The organism is Vibrio sp. D3 (assembly GCF_043995865.1).
Lineage (GTDB): Bacteria > Pseudomonadota > Gammaproteobacteria > Enterobacterales > Vibrionaceae > Vibrio > Vibrio diabolicus.
Window position 1 is genome coordinate 1,737,534 of the sequence record NZ_CP171887.1, and the last position, 22,829, is coordinate 1,760,362.

General features: G+C 45.4%; 21 protein-coding genes. 5 read left to right on the forward strand and 16 right to left on the reverse strand.

The features are described from left to right. Nucleotides 1-36: 36 nt before the first annotated feature. From prpF to ACHFJ9_RS15920, 6 genes are all read right to left on the reverse strand, one after another. A complete protein-coding gene (gene prpF / locus ACHFJ9_RS15895; protein ID WP_395355445.1) occupies nucleotides 37-1,233 on the reverse strand; it encodes a 2-methylaconitate cis-trans isomerase PrpF in 1,197 nt (398 codons plus the stop codon). Nucleotides 1,234-1,242: 9 nt separating this feature from the next. Continuing rightward, the gene (acnD, locus tag ACHFJ9_RS15900) at nucleotides 1,243-3,846 is read right to left on the reverse strand and encodes a Fe/S-dependent 2-methylisocitrate dehydratase AcnD (RefSeq protein WP_395355447.1); all 2,604 of its coding nucleotides are present in this window, start codon (nucleotides 3,844-3,846) and stop codon (nucleotides 1,243-1,245) included. A 156-nt stretch (nucleotides 3,847-4,002) separates the two neighbouring features. Further along, entirely contained in the window at nucleotides 4,003-5,145 is a 1,143-nt protein-coding gene (gene prpC / locus ACHFJ9_RS15905) for a 2-methylcitrate synthase (RefSeq protein WP_395355449.1), read from the reverse strand. 130 nt (nucleotides 5,146-5,275) lie between these two features. Further along, nucleotides 5,276-6,172 (reverse strand): methylisocitrate lyase, encoded by an 897-nt coding sequence (gene prpB, locus ACHFJ9_RS15910; protein ID WP_176319610.1) that lies wholly within the window; start codon nucleotides 6,170-6,172, stop codon nucleotides 5,276-5,278. 12 nt (nucleotides 6,173-6,184) lie between these two features. Next, nucleotides 6,185-6,898 (reverse strand): GntR family transcriptional regulator, encoded by a 714-nt coding sequence (locus ACHFJ9_RS15915; RefSeq protein WP_005395069.1) that lies wholly within the window; start codon nucleotides 6,896-6,898, stop codon nucleotides 6,185-6,187. A gap of 265 nt (nucleotides 6,899-7,163) precedes the next feature. Next, on the reverse strand, nucleotides 7,164-7,562 hold the full coding sequence (locus tag ACHFJ9_RS15920) for a GFA family protein (RefSeq protein ID WP_395355453.1): 399 nt from the start codon (nucleotides 7,560-7,562) through the stop codon (nucleotides 7,164-7,166). 259 nt (nucleotides 7,563-7,821) lie between these two features. On the opposite strand from ACHFJ9_RS15920, the gene ACHFJ9_RS15925 reads away from it, so the two are divergent. The 5 genes from ACHFJ9_RS15925 (at nucleotide 7,822) to ACHFJ9_RS15945 (ending at nucleotide 12,719) form a co-directional block, all read left to right on the forward strand. Beyond that, the gene (locus ACHFJ9_RS15925; RefSeq protein ID WP_395355455.1) at nucleotides 7,822-8,793 is read left to right on the forward strand and encodes a tripartite tricarboxylate transporter substrate binding protein; all 972 of its coding nucleotides are present in this window, start codon (nucleotides 7,822-7,824) and stop codon (nucleotides 8,791-8,793) included. A 240-nt stretch (nucleotides 8,794-9,033) separates the two neighbouring features. Beyond that, a complete protein-coding gene (locus ACHFJ9_RS15930; protein ID WP_048626438.1) occupies nucleotides 9,034-9,528 on the forward strand; it encodes a tripartite tricarboxylate transporter TctB family protein in 495 nt (164 codons plus the stop codon). A 19-nt stretch (nucleotides 9,529-9,547) separates the two neighbouring features. Next, on the forward strand, nucleotides 9,548-11,074 hold the full coding sequence (locus ACHFJ9_RS15935; RefSeq protein WP_395355457.1) for a tripartite tricarboxylate transporter permease: 1,527 nt from the start codon (nucleotides 9,548-9,550) through the stop codon (nucleotides 11,072-11,074). 277 nt (nucleotides 11,075-11,351) lie between these two features. Further along, entirely contained in the window at nucleotides 11,352-11,867 is a 516-nt protein-coding gene (locus ACHFJ9_RS15940) for an adenylate kinase (protein WP_104971761.1), read from the forward strand. An 81-nt stretch (nucleotides 11,868-11,948) separates the two neighbouring features. Further along, on the forward strand, nucleotides 11,949-12,719 hold the full coding sequence (locus ACHFJ9_RS15945; RefSeq protein ID WP_005395076.1) for a sulfite exporter TauE/SafE family protein: 771 nt from the start codon (nucleotides 11,949-11,951) through the stop codon (nucleotides 12,717-12,719). A gap of 303 nt (nucleotides 12,720-13,022) precedes the next feature. On the opposite strand, the gene ACHFJ9_RS15950 is transcribed toward ACHFJ9_RS15945, so the two are convergent. The 10 genes from ACHFJ9_RS15950 to vscY form a co-directional block, all read right to left on the reverse strand. Continuing rightward, the gene (locus ACHFJ9_RS15950) at nucleotides 13,023-13,994 is read right to left on the reverse strand and encodes a TAXI family TRAP transporter solute-binding subunit (protein WP_046874934.1); all 972 of its coding nucleotides are present in this window, start codon (nucleotides 13,992-13,994) and stop codon (nucleotides 13,023-13,025) included. Between the two features lie 292 nt (nucleotides 13,995-14,286). Next, the gene (locus tag ACHFJ9_RS15955; RefSeq protein WP_258459566.1) at nucleotides 14,287-14,652 is read right to left on the reverse strand and encodes a hypothetical protein; all 366 of its coding nucleotides are present in this window, start codon (nucleotides 14,650-14,652) and stop codon (nucleotides 14,287-14,289) included. A 410-nt stretch (nucleotides 14,653-15,062) separates the two neighbouring features. Next, nucleotides 15,063-16,067: a type III secretion system translocon subunit VopD gene (vopD, locus tag ACHFJ9_RS15960; RefSeq protein WP_395355460.1), complete on the reverse strand. Its 1,005-nt coding sequence runs from the start codon at nucleotides 16,065-16,067 to the stop codon at nucleotides 15,063-15,065. A 10-nt stretch (nucleotides 16,068-16,077) separates the two neighbouring features. Further along, a complete protein-coding gene (gene vopB, locus ACHFJ9_RS15965) occupies nucleotides 16,078-17,277 on the reverse strand; it encodes a type III secretion system translocon subunit VopB (RefSeq protein ID WP_046874932.1) in 1,200 nt (399 codons plus the stop codon). A gap of 7 nt (nucleotides 17,278-17,284) precedes the next feature. Beyond that, a complete protein-coding gene (gene vcrH / locus ACHFJ9_RS15970) occupies nucleotides 17,285-17,770 on the reverse strand; it encodes a SycD/LcrH family type III secretion system chaperone VcrH (RefSeq protein ID WP_005395089.1) in 486 nt (161 codons plus the stop codon). A gap of 11 nt (nucleotides 17,771-17,781) precedes the next feature. Further along, entirely contained in the window at nucleotides 17,782-19,605 is a 1,824-nt protein-coding gene (locus ACHFJ9_RS15975) for a virulence-associated V antigen (RefSeq protein WP_395355463.1), read from the reverse strand. Nucleotides 19,606-19,615: 10 nt separating this feature from the next. Next, nucleotides 19,616-19,900 (reverse strand): LcrG family type III secretion system chaperone, encoded by a 285-nt coding sequence (locus ACHFJ9_RS15980; RefSeq protein ID WP_395355465.1) that lies wholly within the window; start codon nucleotides 19,898-19,900, stop codon nucleotides 19,616-19,618. 60 nt (nucleotides 19,901-19,960) lie between these two features. Beyond that, complete coding sequence (locus ACHFJ9_RS15985) at nucleotides 19,961-20,374, reverse strand: LcrR family type III secretion system chaperone (RefSeq protein ID WP_330943789.1); 414 nt, start codon at nucleotides 20,372-20,374, stop codon at nucleotides 19,961-19,963. Further along, nucleotides 20,374-22,500 carry a SctV family type III secretion system export apparatus subunit VcrD gene (gene vcrD, locus ACHFJ9_RS15990; protein WP_104969413.1) on the reverse strand — a complete coding sequence of 709 codons (2,127 nt, stop codon included), beginning with the start codon at nucleotides 22,498-22,500 and terminating at the stop codon, nucleotides 20,374-20,376. Before vcrD ends, ACHFJ9_RS15985 begins: the two co-directional genes overlap by 1 nt. Continuing rightward, nucleotides 22,484-22,825: a type III secretion system chaperone VscY gene (vscY, locus tag ACHFJ9_RS15995; RefSeq protein WP_005395110.1), complete on the reverse strand. Its 342-nt coding sequence runs from the start codon at nucleotides 22,823-22,825 to the stop codon at nucleotides 22,484-22,486. The genes vcrD and vscY overlap by 17 nt, the downstream gene beginning before the upstream one ends. Nucleotides 22,826-22,829: the final 4 nt, after the last annotated feature.

A 22,829-nucleotide genomic window follows, 5' to 3' on the forward strand; every position in this document is an offset into this window, starting at 1 on the left:
TGACATTGCTCTCGTTCTATTCAAAGACCGTTCTTTTCACTCAAAGACATCAGAGGGTACACGCACAAATCCCTCCATTAGTATTCTCGCACTTCGGCTCATGATGGCTTTTTGTACCACCCAGCCCTGTTCAGCTTGCTTCGCTTGTGCTCCAACTTTTAACGTTCCTGAGGGGTGGCCAAAAGTCACTGACTCTTTTTCACCGCCACCAGCAGCCAAGTTAACCAACGTACCCGGTACACACGCCGCTGAAGCGATAGCAACGGCTGCTGTTCCCATCATTGCATGGTGAAGTTTGCCCATCGACAGCGCGCGAACGAGCACATCAATATCCGACTCATTAACGGCTTTACCACTTGAAGACAGGTAACTTTTCGGTTTAGAAACAAACGCTATTTTCGGCGTATGTTGACGTGTTTGAGCTTCTTCTAAATCAGAAATCAGGCCCATTTTTAACGCGCCATGTGCACGGATGGATTCGAACATCGCTAATGCTGTGTCATCGTTGTTGATATCGTCTTGCAGCTCGGTGCCCTGATATCCAATCGATTCAGCATCAATAAAAATGGTTGGTATGCCCGCGTTAATAAAGGTCGCGTTGAACGTACCCACATCCGGCACCACTAAATCATCAACTAAGTTGCCTGTTGGGAACATGCTGCCCTCGCCATCAGAAGGGTCAACGAAATCGACTTGAATCTCAGCGGCTGGAAACGTCACGCCATCAAGCTCAAACTCGCCGGTTTCTTGGACGAAACCATTAACAATTGGAACGTGAATAAAGATGGTTTTGCTGATGTTCACCTGCCAAACACGCACCGTCACAATGCCATTTTCTGGAATGCGATCTTGTGGAATCAGCCCAGCATGAATGGCGAAGGGACCAACTGCCGCAGACAAGTTGCCGCAGTTACCACTCCAATCGACGAATGGTTTGTCGATCGACACTTGTCCAAACAAGTAGTCAACATCGTGATCTGCTCGGCTACTGCGAGAAACAATCACTGTTTTACTGGTGCTGGAGGTCGCACCACCCATGCCATCAATTTGCTTCGCGTAAGGATCCGGGCTGCCGATAACACGTAACAACAGCTTGTCACGCGCGGCTCCAGCCACTTGCGCTTCTTGAGGCAAATCCTCTAGGTTGAAAAAGACACCTTTACTCGTGCCGCCACGCATGTACGTCGCGGGCACTTTTATTTGGCTTGTTTGATTCGGAGTATTATTTGACATACGCACTCCTTATTGCGCCAAGAAATCTTGCGCAAAACGCTGCAGAACACCGCCCGCGTTGTACACATGAACTTCGTCAGCGGTGTCTAGGCGGCAGGTAACAGGAACGTCAACTTTATCGCCGTTGCTACGCGTGATAACCAAGGCCAGATCCGCACCCGGTTTAATCTCGCCAACTACGTCGTAAAGTTCCGTACCATCCAGTTCTAACGTATTACGGTTTACACCTGGTTTGAATTGCAACGGCAGTACGCCCATGCCAACCAAGTTAGTACGGTGAATACGCTCAAAGCCTTCAGCAACAATGGCTTCTACGCCTGCCAAACGAACACCTTTTGCTGCCCAGTCACGAGATGAACCCTGACCGTAATCCGCGCCGGCGACAACAATCAATGGTTGTTTACGATTCATGTAGGTTTCAATCGCTTCCCACATGCGTACAACCTGGCCTTCTGGTTCGATTCGCGCCAGAGAACCCTGAACGACTTCACCGTTCTCTTTCACCATTTCGTTAAATAGTTTCGGGTTAGCAAAGGTCGCACGTTGCGCCGTTAAGTGATCGCCACGGTGAGTCGCATAAGAGTTGAAGTCCTCTTCCGGAACGCCCATTTTGGCAAGGTATTCACCCGCAGCACTGCTCGCCATGATCGCGTTGGATGGTGACAGGTGGTCAGTCGTGATGTTGTCGCCCAGAATCGCTAATGGACGCATGCCAGACAGTGTTCTTTCACCCGCCAGCGCACCTTCCCCTTCTTTTTGCCAATAGGGAGGACGGCGAATGTAGGTACTCATCGGACGCCAGTCGTAAAGCGGACTAGAGCTTTTCTCTGCGTCATCCAGCTTAAACATCTGAATGTAAACTTGCTTAAACTGCTCAGGTTTAACATGATTACCGACAACAGCATCGATCTCTTCGTCACTTGGCCACAAATCATTTAAGTAAATTGGTTTACCGTTTTGGTCAATACCCAGAGTATCGCGCTCGATATCAAAACGAATGGTACCCGCTAACGCATAAGCAACAACCAATGGTGGTGATGCTAAAAAGGCTTGTTTCGCGTATGGATGGATTCGGCCATCGAAGTTGCGGTTACCAGACAGAACGGCTGTCGCATATAAATCGCGATCAATGATCTCTTGCTGGATTTTTGGATCCAACGCGCCACTCATACCGTTACAAGTGGTACATGCGTAACCGACGATACCAAAGCCAAGCTTTTCTAACTCTGGTAATAAGCCCGCTTCTTCCAGGTAAAGACGCGCTACCTTAGAACCCGGAGCAAAAGACGATTTCACCCAAGGTTTACGTACAAGGCCGAGCTCGTTGGCTTTCTTCGCGACAAGGCCAGCCGCAACCACGTTTCTCGGGTTACTTGTGTTTGTACATGATGTGATAGCAGCAATGATAACTGCACCATCTGGCAACTCACCTTCTTTCTCTTCCCATGCACCAGAAATACCACGTTGTGCCAATTCAGAAGTTGGCAAACGGCGGTGCGGGTTTGAAGGGCCAGCCATGTTACGACTTACTGATGACAAATCGAACTCAAGTACGCGCTCATAAACCGCTGTATCTAGATCGTCAGCCCAAAGTCCGGTTTGCTTTGCGTACTTCTCAACTAAGTCAACTTGCTGTTCGTCACGACCAGTCAGTTTTAGGTAGTTGATGGTCTGCTCATCGATGTAGAACATACCCGCGGTTGCACCGTATTCTGGTGTCATATTGGAGATGGTTGCACGGTCACCAATTGTTAGGTCGCGAGCACCTTCACCAAAGAATTCAAGATATGAAGAGACCACACGCTCGTTACGTAGGAACTCAGTAATCGCGAGGACAATATCCGTTGCGGTAATGCCTGGTTGACGTTTACCCGTCAGTTTGACACCGACAATATCAGGTAAACGCATCATTGATGGTCGGCCAAGCATTACGGTTTCAGCTTCCAGACCACCAACACCGATCGCGATAACGCCCAATGCATCAACGTGCGGCGTGTGACTGTCCGTACCCACACAGGTATCTGGGTAGGCAATACCCTGCTTCGCTTGCACCACAGGAGACATTTTCTCCAAGTTGATTTGGTGCATGATGCCGTTACCCGCAGGAATCACACTGACGTTTTCAAACGCTGTTTTACACCACTCGATAAAGTGGAATCGGTCTTCATTACGGCGCTCTTCAATCGCGCGGTTTTTGTCGAAGGCATCAGGTTCAAAGCCCGCATGCTCAACCGCTAAAGAATGGTCAACGATCAATTGAGTCTCAACCACAGGGTTCACTTTTGCAGGATCGCCACCCTGATCCGAAATAGCATCGCGCAGACCCGCTAAATCGACTAGAGCAGTCTGACCAAGAATGTCATGACAAACAACACGTGCTGGATACCAAGGAAAATCAAGATCACGTTTACGTTCAATTAACTGTTTTAGGCTATCCGTCAATGTGTTCGGATCACAGCGACGGACCAGTTGCTCAGCTAGCACGCGGGAGGTGTAAGGGAGTTTTTCATAGGCTCCAGGAGAAATGGCATTGACGGCTTCGCGTGCATCAAAGTAATCCAGTTGAGTTCCCGGAAGCGGCTTACGATATTGGGTATTAATATTTGTGTTCATGGTTTGCTTCCATTCAGTCTGTACATCTTGCCTTCATCAACGTTTTTCCATTGCTCCAGAAACATCGTGATGAGAGGGGCTCCTTCCTCTGTCAGAGAGAGGTACAAAGGAAGGAGGTGGTCAACCAAAGCATATGTGCCCTGATTGACCTTCGCGCTAGCGATTCTCGATAGGTACCCATTCTTGATGATCTGGGCCCGTGTAATCAGCACTTGGGCGAATGATGCGGTTATTAGCACGTTGCTCATAAACGTGTGCAGCCCAACCAGTTAAACGGCTCATCACAAAAATTGGTGTGAACAGCTTGGTCGGAATATCCATAAAGTGGTACGCCGATGCATGGAAGAAGTCCGCATTACAGAACAAGCCTTTCTCACGCTTCATCACCGATTCAACACGCTCAGATACTGCGTATAAATGCGTGTCACCCACATGCTTCGACAATTCCTCAGACCAACGTTTGATCAGTGCGTTGCGAGGGTCGCTTTCTCGATAAATCGCATGACCAAAGCCCATGATCTTGTCTTTGTTGGCCAGCATTTTCATGATGTTCGCTTCCGCCTCGTCGGGCGTTTGCCAATCTTCAATCATTTCCATCGCCGCTTCGTTCGCACCGCCGTGAAGTGGTCCACGAAGCGTACCGATTGCTGCCGTGATACAAGAATGGATGTCTGACAACGTTGATGCACAAACGCGTGCTGCAAAAGTTGATGCGTTGAATTCATGCTCAGCGTAAAGGATTAAGGAACAGTGCATCACTTGCTTGTGTAGCGCTGATGGCTCTTTATCTGTAAGCAATCGCAAGAAGTAACCGCCGATGCAGTCTTCGGTTTGATCTTCTGTATCGATACGAACGCCATCATGACTAAAACGATACCAGTAGCAGATGATAGCTGGGAAAAGCGCCAGCATACGTTCCGTCGAATGCAATTGCTCATCGAAGCTCATTTCTTGCTCTAGGTTTCCTAACACAGAACAACCAGTGCGCATCACATCCATTGGGTGAGCAGTAGCAGGAATAAGCTCTAACGCTTGCTTAAGCTCAGTTGGTAAGCCGCGAAGGTTTAAGAGATGTGTCTTGTACGCATCCAGTTCTTTCTGAGTTGGTAAGTGACCGCGTAACAGAAGATGTGCAACTTCTTCAAATTGAGCATTATTGGCAAGGTCAGTAATATCGTAACCGCGATAAGTCAGACCGGTCCCCGTTTTTCCGACAGTACATAAAGCTGTGCTTCCAGCGCTTTGACCGCGTAGGCCTGCACCACCTAACTCTGCTTTTTTTTCTGCAGTTTGAGACATTGTTTGAACTCCTTTTCTGTCTGGCTTTGCCCTCTTTGGAGCGTTTTTTAGCCAGACGAATTTCACGTTATTGAATTAGATAAATTCCGATTATCTTTTCTTGGGCTTCCGTCTATCTTTTCTTTTCCAGCTATTTTCCTTCAGAGAATAGCTGGTCAAGTTTGTCTTCGTAATCGTGGTAGTTCAGGTGCTGATACAACTCTTTGCGTGTTTGCATTGAATCAACCAAAGCTTCCTGATTGCCCACTTCTAGCAAATGCTTGTAAACCGTTTCAGCGGCTTTGTTCATCGCACGGAACGCACTTAATGGGTAAAGCACCATATCGACTTTCGCTTTTGCAAGCTCGTCGCAGCCGTACAGTGGCGTTGCGCCGAACTCGGTAATATTCGCCAGAATAGGAACGTGCTTTCCAGTAGCTTGCTCAAGTGCGTTTGAGAACTGAAGGTACTGATCCAGCTTGGTCATCGCTTCTGGGAAGATCATGTCTGCGCCAGCTTCCACACACGCAATCGCACGCTCAATTGCACCGTCCATGCCTTCAACAGCTAGCGCGTCAGTACGAGCCATAATCACAAAGCTTTCATCATTGCGTGCGTCAACCGCGGCTTTTACGCGATCAACCATCTCTTGCTGGCTGACTATTGCTTTGTTCGGACGATGCCCACAACGTTTCTGTGCGACTTGGTCTTCCATATGAACCGCAGCAGCACCCGCCTTTTCCATTGCTTTGATCGTGCGAGCAATATTAAATGCGCCTCCAAAACCGGTGTCGATGTCGACCAATAGCGGTAAATCACACGCGTTAGTGATGCGATCAACATCGACCAGTACGTCGTTCAATGTTGTAATACCGAGATCCGGCAGTCCGTATGACGCGTTTGCAATACCGCCGCCAGACAAATAAATCGCTTGATGCCCCAAGTTTTTCGCCATCATGGCGCAGTAAGGGTTAATGGTGCCGACAATTTGCAGCGGATTGTTTTGTTCAATGGCGAGTCTGAACTTCGCTCCCGGTGTTAAGCTCATGACGAATTCCTTCTAGTCTTTGTCTAAACTTTCTGTATGTATAATTTGCGATTGGATGAGCTTTCGACTTCCTGAGATGTGTCTTCTCATCAGCATTTCTGCAAGCTCTTCATCGCGATTGCGAATGGCTTCCAGAATGAATTTGTGTTCAGTCAGCGCTTCATTTGGACGAGATTGCGCGCGCGGTGACTGATAGCGGTACATGCGTAACAAGTGGTAAAGCTCGTCGCACAGCAGAGAAATCAGCTTGCTATTTCGGCTTGCTTGGATGATGCGATAGTGAAAATCAAAATCTCCATGCTGATGGAAGTAAGAGGCTCCCTCCACTTGATCGATGTGCTTAGAATGTGTCGACAATAGCATTTCCAAGCTCAAGAGCTCTTCTTGCGTAATATGTCGCGCTGCTAACCTTGCCGCCATACCTTCTAGCGCTTCGCGAACCGCATAGAGTTCTATCAGCTTTTCTGGAGAAAAAGTGGTCACTCTAGCCCCGACATGAGGAATACGTTCAATGAGCCCTAGCCCCTCTAAACGCATTAATGCTTCACGCAAAGGGCCACGGCTGACTTGATATTTCTTCGCCAGTTCAGGCTCCGAGATTTTATGACCAGGCTTAACATCGCCATTCACAATGACTTCAATCAGTGTTTCTGTCAGTGTTTCTGACTTGGTGTGTTCTTTCTCAGAACCCAGTACTTTATAACGAGTTTTCAACTCAGAGTTCATACTCAGATACTCACGTTACCGACATCAAAATGTCTACAATTTCTTAACCTGAATATAAAGTAGTCGATCAAAGTGTCGACAATCAAGTAAATTGTCGACAATTTAGACTAAGGTCGTAATTTAAATCGACGAAAATCGTCTATTACGGGCTTAATGGAGGGATAATTGCGAAGGAAAAAATAAATTGTCGACACACAAACACCTCTTAACATAATGATATAAAAGAAAAATAATTAAGCCGTCGAACAATTAAGGATACAAAAGGCTATTCTTTAGGTGAAAATTGCTCTAAAACTTGCTGCGATGTCATCTTTTGTGAGGTGGGATTGAGGTCATAATACGCGGGCTTTTCATCGGTAAAGATCTCTAATGAGAGTTTGAAATCTGGATTGTCGAACAAACCAGCGGAGAGAATGTACTCGCCTGTCGGTAACAAATGATAGAAAAGGTTTGTGCCGCATTCGCCACAAAAACCTCTCACCGCCCAGTCAGACGATTGATAACGCTTTGGCTCGGCCCCCTTAAACGTTACGTTAGGACCACAATGCACAGCATGGAGTGCTCCACTCGACCATTTTCGACACATCGAGCAGTGGCATAGACTCACTTCATTCTTAGCATCTGCGATCACTTCAATAGCGCCGCACAAACATGTCCCTTTCATTCTCTGTTTCCTTATTCGTTTGATGTCATTCCATTATGACGCAATTGTTAGCACGCACGCGTGATGTGCAACCAATTTTTCAGCGTGAACTTTATGAACAAAATATCCGTTATGCTCAATATTCTCTTTATCGACGTTTTAAAGACATCAATTTAACACTTGATTAACCTTTGACACATCAGCATCCAGTTCGAGTTAAAAGCTGAAACAAAAATAAGACTCATCTAAAAATAGAGTCACCAACATAAGGAACGTGAACATGTTAAAGGTAATCAAACCAACGCTCGCCGCATCGATCATCGCAGCTTCATTTTCATTTAACGCTTTTGCTGCTGATGTAGAAAAAATGCATTTCTTGATCCCTGGAGGTGCCGGTGGCGGCTGGGACATGACCGCACGAGGTACAGGTGATGTGCTACTTAAATCAGACATCGTTGAGACGATATCTTTCCAAAACCTTTCTGGTGGCGGCGGCGGTAAAGCCATTGCGCACTTGATTGAAACGGCAGATCGCCAAGAAGATACGCTGATGGTGAATTCAACACCGATCGTCGTTCGCTCTCTAACAGGTATTTTCCCTCAATCCTTTAGAGATCTCACTCCCGTTGCAGCCACCATTGCGGATTACGGTGCCATCGTAGCCTCTGTTGATTCGCCATACAATTCTTGGGAAGACGTAGTAAAAGCATTTGAATCTAACCCTCGCAAAGTGAAAATTGCGGGTGGCTCTGCTCGTGGCTCGATGGACCACCTCGTCGTTGCCGCCGCATTTAAAGGCGAAGGATTTGATGCGCGTAAAGTTCGTTACATCGCTTACGATGCGGGCGGTAAAGCCATGGCAGCCCTTCTTTCAGGCGAAACTCAACTGCTCTCTACGGGCCTAGGTGAAGTACTGGAGATGTCAAAATCTGGTCAAGTCAAAGTGCTAGCGGTAACTGCACCAAAACGCCTAGAAGCCGCACCAAACATCCCTACGCTAACAGAATATGGTAACGAAACTGTCTTCGCTAACTGGCGTGGATTCTTTGCTGCACCAGGTACTAGCCAAGAAAAGCTGGATGAATGGAATGCAGCATTTACCAAAATGTACAACACTGACGAATGGCAAGTCGTCCGTGACCGCAATGGTTGGATAGACAACTACAAGGCGGACAAAGCGTTCTTCGCGTTCCTTGAAGAGCAAGAGCAGCAAATGGGTGACTTAATGCGCGAGTTAGGCTTCCTAAAGTAACAGTCGAACTGGGTCCCTCAGATACCAACCTCACCCAATAACGTGGGGTTGGTATTTCCCCAACTGTATTTGCACTCTAAGTTTCACCGTATATGGATATTGTCGACAATCGGCATGCACACTCCTTTGTTTATATACCCAAAGCAGCTCGACTAGCAGCGAAATGCTTAATTGTTAATGGTTTAGTTTATTCATTAACGTCCATATGCGGTCTTTTTTATTTTTTGTTAGGAGTTGAATATGTCTCGTTCAACCAACTTTTTCACCAAAGAATATTTGCTCTGTCGTGACCGTGTCGGCGCAATGATCTTTCTACTCTTCTGTCTTTGCTATGGTTATCAAACCTCGCAAATTCCATTGTTCCCTGGTGATGAATACGAACCGTTCACCGCACGTACTTTGCCAACCATCCTGACCTACGTTGGTGCAGGCCTTTCTTTGTTATTACTGGTAACAGGACAACCAGATAAACAAAGTGGCGCGGTGCTGACCTTTAATTGGAAGTTACTGATCGCTTTCTTGGTTTTGATGGCGCTTTACGGCGTGGGCCTGACTTACCTAGGCTTTGTGATAGCTACTGGCTTCTTTTTATTGGCTGGCTTTTATCTGCTGGGGGAAAGACGTAAACCCGTTCTGTTCGGCGCGTCGTTTCCATTCGTGATCGCGTTCTATTTATTACTCACTCAAGGTTTGGACATCTATCTCGAACCGGGTTTGATTTTCACCATCTGGTAGTCAAAGAAAGGACTGAATTATGTTAGATGGAATTCTACAAGGTTTATCCACTGCAGTAATGCCAATGAACATCCTGATGGTGATCGTTGGTTGTTTCGTCGGTACATTTATCGGCATGTTACCTGGGCTTGGGCCGATCTCAGCCATTGCTTTGATGATCCCAATTACTTATGGCCTAGAGCCCTCTTCTGGCCTTATTTTGATGGCGGGTGTTTATTACGGTGCGGTATTTGGTGGTTCTACATCGTCGATTTTAATTAACGCGCCGGGTTGTTCTTCAACCGTGGTGACAGCATTCGACGGCTACCCGATGGCTCAAAAAGGCCAAGCAGGTAAAGCATTAGCTTTGGCAGCTTATTCTTCTTTCACTGGCGGTACGCTATCTGCCATTATGTTGCTTGTCGCAGCACCAGCATTGGCTAGCGTTTCACTTAGCTTCCAATCGTCAGACTATTTTGCGTTGATGCTACTTGGGTTATCAGCAGTCGCGGCTTTTGCGGGGAAAGGTCAGGTCATCAAAGCGTGGATGATGACCATTCTTGGTTTGATGCTATCTACAGTTGGTATCGATAAAGGCGTAGGCGTTGAACGCTTTACCTTCGGTTTAACGGATTTAATGGATGGCTTTAGCTTCTTGTTGCTTGCAATGGCGACATTCGCACTGGGTGAGACGCTGATGGGCATTCTTAAACCATCAAAAGACACCAGCGATGAAGAACAGGAAAAGCTGAGTAACATTGGCTCAATGAAAGTGACGAAGGAAGAAATCAAAGATGTTGCGCCTGTTTCAATTCGCTCTTCAATATTAGGTTTCTTCACTGGCGTTCTTCCTGGCGCAGGAGCAACCATTGCTGCTTTTTTAAGCTATGGCATGGAGCGCAACCTCGCACCTAAAGAGAAAAAGGAAGAGTTCGGTAAAGGCAGTATCCGTGGTTTGGTCGCGCCAGAATCAGCGAACAATGCAGCCTCTAGTGGTTCATTTGTACCGCTGCTAACGCTTGGCATTCCGGGTTCTGGTACAACAGCAATAATGCTCGGTGCGCTGATCGCTTATGGTATTCAACCTGGTCCTCGCCTGTTTGTTGAGCACCCAGACGTGTTCTGGTCGGTGATCATTTCCATGTACTTCGGCAACATCGTACTCGTGATCCTGAACTTACCGTTGATTCCGTACATCTCAAAGCTTTTGGCGGTGCCTAGAACGGTACTTCTGCCGATGATTTTATTCTTCTCAATCACCGGAGTTTATTTGGTCTCATTCAATACCATGGATGTGTTCGTGATGCTGATTGTCGCTATGGCTGCCATTGCACTTCGACTCGCTAACTTCCCACTTGCGCCTTTATTGCTGGGTTTCATCCTTGGGGGATTAATGGAAGAGAACTTACGCCGCGCATTAATGATTTCAGACGGCGAATTGAGTTTCCTATGGGAGCGCCCTATTACCCTTACCTTTACTGTTTTAGCCGTATTGGTACTGGCAAGTCCACTAATCGTAAAGCTGATTCAAAAGTTTAAAGCACAGCCAGTGAGCGTTGAGCAGTAATAGCTGTCTCTTTCAACCTAGACAAAGCCATCCATCGCGATGGCTTTTCTTTCTCCTATCAAATCGTTCACTTATTAAGCAAAACAATATTGACAAGTCATCGCCTATATATAAGAGTAGTTGCATGAATACACACTTAGCGCAACTTAACCAACGAATTATCATCATTCCATAGGAATGGTGGGATATTTGATGCGCTCAATATTTATCGAACCCACCCATAGCGGTGGGTTTTCTGTCTCTACCGTATGGGAAATACTCTCTTGGAGGCGGTCACATGCAAAAAGTAGCGGTTTTTGGTAAGCCCGGCAGCGGAAAATCGACGATAAGTAAAGCAATCGCGTCTGCTACCGATCTCCCTCTTCATCAATTAGATTCCATAGTCTATAAACCAAACGGTGAGCCCGTTGAGCGTAACGTTTTTGATGAAGCACATAGCAATATACTTCACTCAGATCGTTGGATCATAGATGGTCTGGGGCCTATCAGCTCCTTTAATGCTCGTTTAGATGCAGCCGATACTCTCGTTTATATTGATCTACCATACTCCGTAAGCTATTGGTTTGTGACGAAACGTCTCCTTAAAGGACTATTCATTAAACCCGAAGGTTGGCCTGATGGCAGTTCGGTATTGAAAGGGACATTACAAAGCTACAAAGTTCTTCAGCAATGCCCTGCATTCTGGAATGATGACTTTATGTCTCGTCTCGAAGGGTACTCTCAAAGTAAAACCGTTCATGTCATCAAAAACGTCACAGAACTGAACAATTTTGTTTTAGAGCGGGTAAAGTAAACTTCATATCAGAACACTAGAGCATGTGGGATGGGCCATCTAAAGCTCTAACAATGAAAAAGAACATAACAAGGATTGTTTATGCTTTTAGAACTAGCGCTTTTATTCGTTGCCGGCGTAGTTGGTGGGATCATTAACTCCATTGCGGGAGGCGGAAGCTTTATTACTTTTCCGGCCCTATTGGCGGTTGGTGTGCCTCCAATTATGGCCAACGCAACAAATACTTATGCTTCATGTGCGGGGTACATTAGCGGAGCCGTTGGCTTCAGAGAAGAGATCATGAAGAACAAACAAGAACTGTTGTTCACAGTCTCATTCAGTTTAGTAGGTGGCGCTGTCGGAGCATATCTGCTGCTCAACACACCAGAATCGCTATTTTTGGAAGCCATTCCTTGGCTGCTCTTGTTTGCCACCGTGCTTTTCCTGACTGGTTCTCGTTTAACAATGCTTATCAAAACTGTCGCGAAAGAGCACAAACACGCAGGAATACTCGGAGCAATCGCTTTGGGTCTATTACTTGTTGGTGTCTCTGCTTACGGTGGTTTTTTCAACGCAGGTTTAGGGGTTATTGTTCTGAGTTATCTGGTAGTAGCGGGTCACCAAGACATTAATTTAATGAACGGTTTGAAATTGCTGGTATCTACGTGTGTTTCACTCATTGCTATCGTGATATTTGTTGCGAATGGTTCCATTGACTGGCGCACAGGTAGCGTTGTTTTGGTCGGTACGTTGGTGGGTGGTTATCTTGCAGCTCGTGTATCTCGTCAACTTAATCCCAATCATGTTAAAGGGTTTGTTGCTCTTTCTTCTATTCTCATCACTATCTACTTTTTCATTGATGTTTATGCTTAAACAAAGCTTGCACAAGTAGATAACACCCTACAAAAAACGCCATCGCGAAAGATTAATGCTGATCGCTTAACGAGGTTTTTGTGTCATTACAGCGAGCCTGGGCGTGACTAGGTATCTAATAGCAGTACGCTGAGCGGCTAATGAAACAATTTTGACCATAAAGGGCTCGGATAGAAGATCCTGTATCACGCTCCTCCGTCGCTGTACAGGATGATGATAGATAGAAATATGCCACTCGCTGTTAAACGAGTGGCATTAATCACGAAAGATGGCGTTCTACATCAATAAGAGAGAAAGTAACGGTTACTTAATCAGCCCTACTTCTTTGTAGTATTTGAGCGCACCTGGGTGGAGAGGCGCAGATAAACCGTCTTTTACCATTTCCTCTTTCTTCAAGTTCGCAAACGCTGGGTGGAGACGGCGGAAATCATCGAAGTTTTCAAATACCGCTTTAACCACGTTATAAACCACATCTTCTGGTACCGCAGTAGAGGAAACAAACGTCGCACCCACACCAAAGGTTTGAACATCACTATCTGTGCCACGATACATACCACCCGGTACATTTGCGACACGGTAGAAGCTATTGTCTGCAACCAATTTTTCTACATTAGGTCCAGCTACCGTTACGATATTACTATCACACGACGTAGTGGCTTCTTTAATCGCTCCACTTGGGTGACCAACGGTATAAATCATCGCATCAATTTTGTTATCACAAAGTGCTTTTGATTGCTCTGCTGCTTTTAACTCAGACACAAGCTTAAAGTCATCGTTACTCCAGCCATACTGGCTCATTAACACTTCCATGGTGCCTCGTTGACCTGAGCCAGGGTTACCAATGTTGACGCGCTTACCTTTCAAATCATCAAAAGTTTTGATGTTCGCGTCTTTACGTGCAACGACAGTGAACGGTTCTGGATGAACGGAGAATACGGCGCGTAGTTCTTTAAAAGGCCCGCTTTCTTTAAACTTGCTGGTTCCTTTATAAGCATGATACTGCCAGTCTGATTGAGCGATACCTAGATCCAATTCACCAGCACGAATAGTGTTGATGTTATAAATCGATCCCCCGGTACTTTCTACCGAACAACGAATACCGTGCTCTTCTCGCGATTTATTGACTAAGCGACAAATTGCTCCACCAGTCGGATAATAAACCCCTGTTACGCCACCAGTACCAATCGTGACAAACGTTTCTTCCGCAGACGCAGAAAAGCCTGTTGTGAGTGCCGCTAAAGAAGCAGCAAGTGCGATTTGCTTAAACTTAAACATTGAACATCCTTTTTACCTGTGTTGATGACCGTTTAAGTATAGCAACCGTTAACAATTTGATAACGTTTGAGTTCTCATCCTTGCAGATTGGCTTAGCAATCACCATTTTTATCAGCATATTCTGCCATTATACAAGGCTCTATATAAGATGTAAGCGCAACCCGTATCGCATAGAAAATTAAATCTTTTTAAAGTTTTTCATTTATGAAATGTTTAGACAGACATATCTATTCGAAATTATATATTAAATAGAAACAATCAGTTCAATTACAATAATCTTGTTAAACAACCTTTATTCTATATAAATATGATGAATTATAACTCCAGCCAAAAGACATGAGGCACTTGAAATAAACAAGACGAAAGAGAGAACAAATAATCGTTTAATATGCTTTGGAACTTTATCTCTCTTCTCTAGCATTTTATACCGTTTCGCATGAAACTTGCTCAGAAAGACGGTGCCATATTGTAGGACACCTTGACCTGATAAGAATATATTCAGAGTGTAGTATCGGACTCCATTATCAAGAGTATCTTCAAGATACTTCAACCAGTTGGATTTCAAATAAATAACAAACAAAACCCAAGTGAATATACCTAAAATTCCAACCGTAGTCAGATAAATAACTAAATCTGATGCTAAACTGATATCTTCCATCTTCGACTACTTATTAAGTTGAGTTTTATATAATTCTGTTCCCAAATGCTCACCAGTCGAATCGTCATATTTTTCTTTTAAGGACTCCCACTACAAAAAACTCTAAAAAACACTTTTTGTGAGTAATAATGACACTCTAACTCAATTTTATGCAACAAGGCCACTATGGAGTGATAACTTTGAGCTGAGTCAACAAAAACAACAACTTCGATGCAAGATAAATCTCTTTTAGCAAGGTAATTAAATCATTGATGATTGTTAAGGAAGTGGGATAGAGCAAATCCCTAACTACGTTATATTGTGTTACAAACCAATTCCTCAGAAAGTATCAATATCTAGTTGTTAGCTTAGATAACTGAAACAAAAAAAGCGTTGTATAAACAACGCTTTGTAGTTAATGAGATGGAAGGTTACACCGTTGGGACTGACGCTCGCCACGCTTGGTTCTGACTATCTGAGATAGAACGGAACAAGTCACGTAGCTCTTTCAATAAGCCTTCTTGGAAACCAATGTTTTCATCAGCTTTCTGTTTGGCTGCTTGTGCGCGAGTCGCTTGTACTTCATCATCTTTGCTGCGCGCTTGCGCTTTGGTTTGCTCTACATTCGATGCAGAGTTTGCCATCTGGCCCAAAGCTTGAAGAATGGCGTTCTTCGCTTGGTTTGAACTCATCAGCTTATCGAACTTACGGCCACCACTTGTCAGCTGTGCTGTCGTGTCCGCGATATTGTCTTTTGCTAGTGAGTGCGCACGCTTAACCTGATCTTGCTGAGTTTTAGATAATCCATTGTTATTCATCAACTCTTCTGCTTGTTCAAAGCCTGCTTTTTGCGTCTTCAGTACATTATTGCTTGCCATTTCATTCTTGATTTCTTTCCCCGCTTTGAAAGAACCAAGCGCACCAATAATGGCTGTTGCACCCGCTAATACGCCCGAAACTACTGCCATAGCGATCATCGCGCTTGCTGAGTTGTTTAGTTCAGCCGCTTGGCTTTCTAAACTCGCGACGTTTGCTTCTACAGCAATTTCACGCTGTAGCACTTGCTGCTCACGGCTCAGCTTTGATACTTGATACAACAATGTTAGTAGCGTCAACGATTGTGATACCGCATCTGATGGTGACTTGATCACCTCTTCACCGTTAAGCGCTTTCATTGTTGTGCTCATTAGCGAACTGACCGTAGGTGCAAGAGCGTTCATTAAGTTTGAAACAACTTGAGCTTGGTTGCTCACTGCTGGTGCTTTAGGAGCCTCTAACTGGTAGCGTGCTGCACCAGAAACACCTGATTCACTTTGGCTTTTAATAGCGCCCGCTTCAAGCTTTGTTTCTGGTGTTTTTTCTGCTTTGGTTGTTTTGATAGTGTCGCCTAAACCATACAGTTCGCCGCGTCCCGTTCCGCCTACTTTATCTAGCATAATAAACTCCTTATACCGTTGCAGGACGGCTTAACACCGTTTGCATGGTTTCACTTTTCGCTTGGATCATTTGCATGATGACGCTCATCAGCTCTTGGAAATCTTCCATCAACTTGCCAATTTCTTCTTTAAGCTTGTCGATGACGGCCTGGCTTAAGGTCATTTTGGCGCGAAGGTCCGTGATATCTGCCTGAATCTCAGTTACGTGAGCATTGTTAGCGGCATGAACACTGTCCGTAGCGCCTTTACCTACGTTGACGGCAATATCGACAGTTTCTGCTCCGTAACGAATCGCTTTTGCGGTCGTTGTCGCGGCTTTTGAGCCCATGTCCGCCACTTTCGCCATATTTGCAGCTGTTTTCGTAGCGATTTCTGTGACCTTTTGAGCTATCTTGCCAGCACCTTTTGCTGCAAGTTTCGCGATACCGCCAGCTGCTGCACCACCAAACGTCACAACAGCTCCGATAACCGCGACTGCGATTTCTAATGCCATTACGACTTTGTTTAGCACATCGACATTTACGCCCGCTTCTTTTAGAGCATCTTGAACGGCTGGCTCTTGCAGCGCCATGCTCACTGCTCCCATGACGCCACCAGCGATCATAAGAGCACCAGCTGCTGCACCAACACCCGTTGCCACCATTACGGCACCAACAACAATAGAAACCACCGCACTGATCCAACCAAAGATCTTCGCTGCTAAGCCTGATTTTTGGGCTTCTTTTGCAGCGGCTTCCGATTCTTTGATTTTGTCTTGGTTTTCCACCATCTCTTTTTCGTGCTTAGCTTTTGCGACCTTCACTTCCTGAATTTTCAGCTCGTTTTGAGCACTTTTCAGTTTATCCGTGATAGCAGCAAGCTCTACTTCAAAATCATCAGCAGAACCTGCGATGATTTTGACTGCAATCGAACCTGTTTGATCTGCAACTGCATGGAGAGATTTTGCAATGGTATCGACGATCTTTTGCAGCTGTGCCATGGCTTTTAGCGTCAAATCATTCACTTTGTCGCTAACAGCTGCGTTAGGTGCATCTAACTGAACTTTTACTTTTCCGGTGTTCAGTACATCTGCATCTTTACTCTTCACGTTTTCTACCGTCACAGAAGGCGTCGCTGTAGACGCCGTTTTCTGCACGTTATCTAACGTGGCTTGGCCAGATTCAGGGCTATAAACCTGTGTCTGGATGCGGTCAAGTGCAATAGAACTCATAGTCTAATTACTCCTTTTTATTTCTCACCGCTTCTAACATGATGCCTGCACGCTCATGCAAATCTGCATATTGTGATTTTCCGGCAGACATCTCCTTCGCGCTGTAAAACCCACTCTCTGCTTCTGTCAGTTGTTCCAGTTTCAGGTGACATTCAGCAGAGTGAAAAGGTGGACGTGGATCATTTACGTCCACTAGCGCTGCGTAGCTGTAGGCGTCTATTGCCTGCAGATACTCACCCAACTCCTGACGAGCCGCGCCAAGGCCAATGAAAAATCGCGCCTGATAATGATCAAGCATGCTGAGTAATTGAAATACTTTCGCTGCTTGCTCAATCTTTCCCGATTGGAAAAAGTTGTAACCTACGGCATAAATATGTTCGATGGTGTCCTGAGACACATCGTGCAACATTTTTAGCGTGCCTCCCTCTTCCAAAAAAGACAGCAGTTCTTCTGCTTGCATTTGAGATGGATCGGTCGCGTTTTGTTTAGTCATGGTTGTTATCCTTAAATGGCTCGTAGGATTTCTTGTAAAATACTGTGGTACTTCTGAACAAACTTGTTCATCGCTTCAACGGTCGAGTTGTATTGAGAACTGGTGTCGTTCAGCTCAGTGGTTTTGATTTGCACTTCATCGTTAAGCAACTTGGATTTAGCACTGACAGAACTAGAAAAATTAGACAGTTTTTTCGACTTCTCTTCGTCTTGGTACGACGCACCATCACCGATAGTAATACCTTGTTTTTGAAGGAAGTCTCGATGGTTTGTTATCTTATTATCCGTCAAATACTTGTACTCAGGTGAAGCTTCAAAATCCGTTTGATTACTGTAGTTAAAGTCACTCGCTTTGAAGTTACTTTCTGGATATCCCGGTTTATAAACCCCATCAACACTTTGCGTAGAGTGAATTTTTGATTGCACAACACCAAAAACTTTAAGCTGTATTGTGAGATCCTCTAATGCCTCTTTCTGGTCATTACGTTTCTCTAAACGGTTAACACGACGCTCATTTAGTGCAAGCAGCACTTGCTCATCAAAACGGTCTCCAATGCTAGACTCAACAACGGCCAACAAATCACGAGCCGTTAGAGAGTGCTCTGCTCTCACCTCGCGATCCGCTTTCTCTTTGTCGGTGATATTGAGTAGACGCTCTTTCAATGCCCCTAAGTTCTTGCGCAATGCCTCGTATCGCTCAGCAAATGAAGCCCCGGTAGATTCATCTTTTACTATTTTTTCAAACTGTAATCGGATGTCTCGTTCGGTGTTTTCTTTGATCAAAGTAACTTGAGCTGACGTTATTTGTGTCTTTTGGACATCGGCTATCGCGCTGTTCTGGTAAAAGTCGTCGATTTCTATATTTGTTAAACTCACCGCGAAGTTGGCGAACAGACTAGAAAGTGTCAAAGGCTCAGTTCCACCAATGACAGTATTAAGTGCTGCTTTTAGATTGTTCGTTCCAGTCGCCTCACCATAAGCTGCGCTATATTGGCCTTTCACTTGAGCGGCCATTTCATCTAACGCTTCTTTAAGCTGCTGTTTAGAAATACCAGGAGTCCATGTAATTCTGTTAGCTAGCGCACTTGCGTCATCGGTGCTTAAAGTAATACCGATGCCTTGAAAACTACTTTTTAATTGAGCTGAGACTTGAAGAGCGAAACTCTCTTTAGTCAACAGGAAATCCGAGCTCTTCAGTTGCGCGAGATTAACGGAACCTAAGCTACTAAAGGCATTGCGAAGAAAAGAAATAGAAGCATCTCTCACTTCACGGGAGCTCATTTGATTAGCAAGCTCTGCAACAAAAAGAGAAATTTCTTTGGTGGCATTAGCCAGACCTGTCTCGGAGAGGTTGGCGATCTGCTCCGCTTGGTTACTCTGAGTGCCCAAATTAAATTGACTAACAAACTCCGTAGATAACGAGCTATCTACGTTTTCCGTCAGTAACTTACTAAACCAAGACTGAAACTGATTTGATAGTGTTTGGTTTGTTTGAGCATTGAACTCGGCTGCGGTTAATTCGCCATCTGAGTTAGCACTTTGTAGCGACTTTATCCAAACAGATGCGGTGTCGGTCAATGATATATTAGCAAACGCGTTATTTTTCGCTTTTAGGTTTTCAAGTGTATCAACATAAAGCGCGATGCTTTGTGATTCCGTTTGTCCCGAGATAGTTGGCAATGAAGAGATTAGAGAGGCAAGTTGCTGAGTCTCTGCTTCACCCAGTACAGGGGTAAATGCCTCTATCAAGTATTGTTGGAAAGTGGGTAATGGTGCACTACTCGCAGCTGTGTCTGTTGCTCCTGTCGTAGAGCCAGTCGTTTTCATATTCGTCATTTCCAAACCTCTAAATCATCATGCCGCGCATCACTGTGGGACGCTTTCTGCGTTTACCTGACGTACCTTGTAGCTGATTTTGTTGTTGCCGGCGGCGCTGGACTTCGTATATTAGCTCTTGCTCTGCACGTTTCATGGTATCTACTGGCGCTTTTATGCCGCCAAGTAAAACATCACCCACAACAGGACCAACACCTAGGCCTTCCAATAGCTCGTTAAAAATATCGGTTCTGTCTTCAGCTTTTCTAATGGCAAGCTCAGCGTTCTCAATCGCATCGGTAAACGGTTGCTTCATCTTGATTCCTATCTTAAAGCGGGTCATCTCATCGGTGCTGTCAGTAACAGTCGTGAGTTTTTACTTTTTCAACTTTTTCAAAGGTCTATAATCTGCTAGGCGTAAACAGTACCAGTCGTCTAGCTCATCATGGCTTGCACCGCATGCTTTTAGATAGAACTGTGCTAATCGCTGGCTGCTCATGTTGCTACCACGTAACACATCAACGTTTCCGCGAATGACCCAATCGGAGGGATAAAGTTGAATGGCATGTTCAGCCAAGAGAAATAAGCCGGCAAAGGGGTTACTCAACCCCAATTTTGGACGAACGCGTTTCAGAAGAACGATGATGATTTCTCCGTCCTCCACCCGAAAAACGAGCTCTAAACCCTCAACTTCAATTCGATAACCAAGTTGAATTTCACTTTGTTGCCAAAAGTATGGCGTCACTTCGATCCCCGCTTGCGCAAGCGAGAGCATTAGTTTTGTTTTCATTACATCCCCACCCTTCCAAGTGGCTGAATATTGATTTGCTGAGTTAATTCTTGAAATGACAAAACGGGCAGATCGTAGTATTCCGATTCAATAAGCTTTCGCACATATCGGCGTACATCCATAGACACAACTAGCACAGGTTTATTCGGCATGCGGCTTAAGTCACCAATGGTCTGTTTCACATCACTGACAAATTGTTGCGTTACTGACGGATCTAACGCCAAGTAACTCCCTGCTGAGGTTTGACGAATACCGCTGCGTATTGTGTCTTCGAGACTTTGATCCAATAAGTAAGCGGGCAACATGTTTTGTCCACTCGCGTATTTGTAGCAAATGTAACGTTTTAAGCTGGAACGAATGTACTCCGTCAGCTGTACAACATCTTTCTCTTTTTGGCCCCACTCAACCATGGCTTCCAAGATCACGCGAAGGTTTCGGATGGAAATGTCTTCAGAAACCAAGCGTTGCAAGATTTCCGTCATTTTTTGTAACGGGACAATGCGTTGAGCCTCTTTAACAAGCTCCGAATAACTGCCTTCCATCTGCTCCAATAGATAACGCGTCTCCTGAATACCAATAAAGTCTTGTGCGTACTCCTTGAGAACATGAGACAAGTGGTACGTTAAAATTCTGTCGGGTGTGAGAAAGCCGACATGGCTGGTCGTGAGTTTTTGCTCGTAACTTTGTGCCACCCAAATGCTAGAAATACCGGGTAGAAAATCTTCATCTTGCTCATAAGGCACGCCTAATAAGTCGATCTGCTCATTCCCTTCTGTCACCAAGAGTTGGTCTTTTACAATTCGTCCTCGTGCAACCGGAACTTCTTGTAACTGAATTAAATATTCGCCATTTTGCATCCCCTCGTTAAAACGCAGGTGGATACCCGGGAAAGGCACGCCGAGGTCGAGATATAGTGCGCGCCTAACCCTTGCTAGCTCTTCATTCAATGCGACCGCTTCCAAGCTTTCCTGAAGGCTCGCGTCAAGATCGATCAAGAGTGGGACCGTCATAGCGAACTCTTCTTGCTCACCTAATTTTCCTTTACTGTTTCTAGATGGGGTTGGTTTGCTTGGCTTCGCTGCTGGTGAACCCGCCCCTTGCGAAACAAAGCTTGATAAGTCAGTAGTATCGGATTCAGCCTGTTTTTTCTGTTGATAGAAAAGGAAGAAACCACCACCACCAACCACTGTGGCCAAGACCAGAAAAGTAATTTTTGGAAAACCAGGAATCAGTGCGAACAGCACCAAAAGCACACCGCCAATAAGAAGCGCACGTGGCTGAGCAATGACCTGACCACCAATGTCCGAGCCGAGATCAGAAGAATCTTCATGAGATACACGCGTCACGATAATACCGGCCGTAATCGCGATAAACAGCGCCGGAATTTGCGATACCAAACCATCGCCAACGGTCAAAATAGCAAACAGCTCAAGCGCTTCAGAAGCACTCATGCCTTTTTGCGTTACCCCGATAGTAACGCCACCTAAGATGTTGACCACAATGATGACCAAACCAGCAATGGAGTCGCCTTTAACGAACTTCATCGCGCCATCCATCGAGCCATACATTTGGCTTTCTTTTTCAATCAGTGATCGTCGGTGCCGTGCTTCGTGTACGTCAATCACCCCAGCGCGCATGTCACCGTCAATACTCATCTGCTTACCAGGCATCGCATCAAGTGAGAATCGCGCACTAACTTCTGCAACCCTCTCCGAGCCTTTGGTGATCACCATAAACTGGACAATAGTAATGATCAGGAAAACAACAATACCGACCACTAAGTTACCGCCCACGACAAAGTTACCGAAGGTATAAACGATTTGACCAGCATCGCCTTGCAGCAAGATCAAACGGGTTGTCGTGATAGATAAAGACAGACGAAACAATGTCGTGATCAGTAGCACCGCGGGAAACGCTGAGAACTCAAGCGGCGTAGTGATGTAAATCGCTAACATAAGCAGCACCACCGCAATACTCATGTTGGTGCCAATCAGCACATCCACCAGCGCGGTAGGCAGTGGCAATATCATCATAAAGACGATCGCGAGCAACATCACAGCAAGCATAATGTCTTTACGTTGCCCTACCTTGTTTAAAATATCGATCAACTTATTCATGTGATTCACTATTTAAAGATTGCAGATAGCGTCGGTGCGCTTGGCGTGCCCCATCGACGTCATTTTGTTTCCAACGAGCTTGGCTTAAGCAAAACCAGAGTCCTGCCGAATCAGGTTTAAGGTCGGATTTTAATAAGTGCTCACATACCTCAACCGCACGGGCATATCGACCACTTTGTAAACACGCCACTGCGAGCGTTTGCATCGCCTCTTTGTGTTGCGGGTCTATCTCTAAAACCGCGTCGAGAATAGAGATAGCATGCTCTGGCTTTTGGTATTGAACTTGTAGTGCAGCGTGAACAAGCAACAGTTCAATGTCTTTGGATCTCAACATGTTG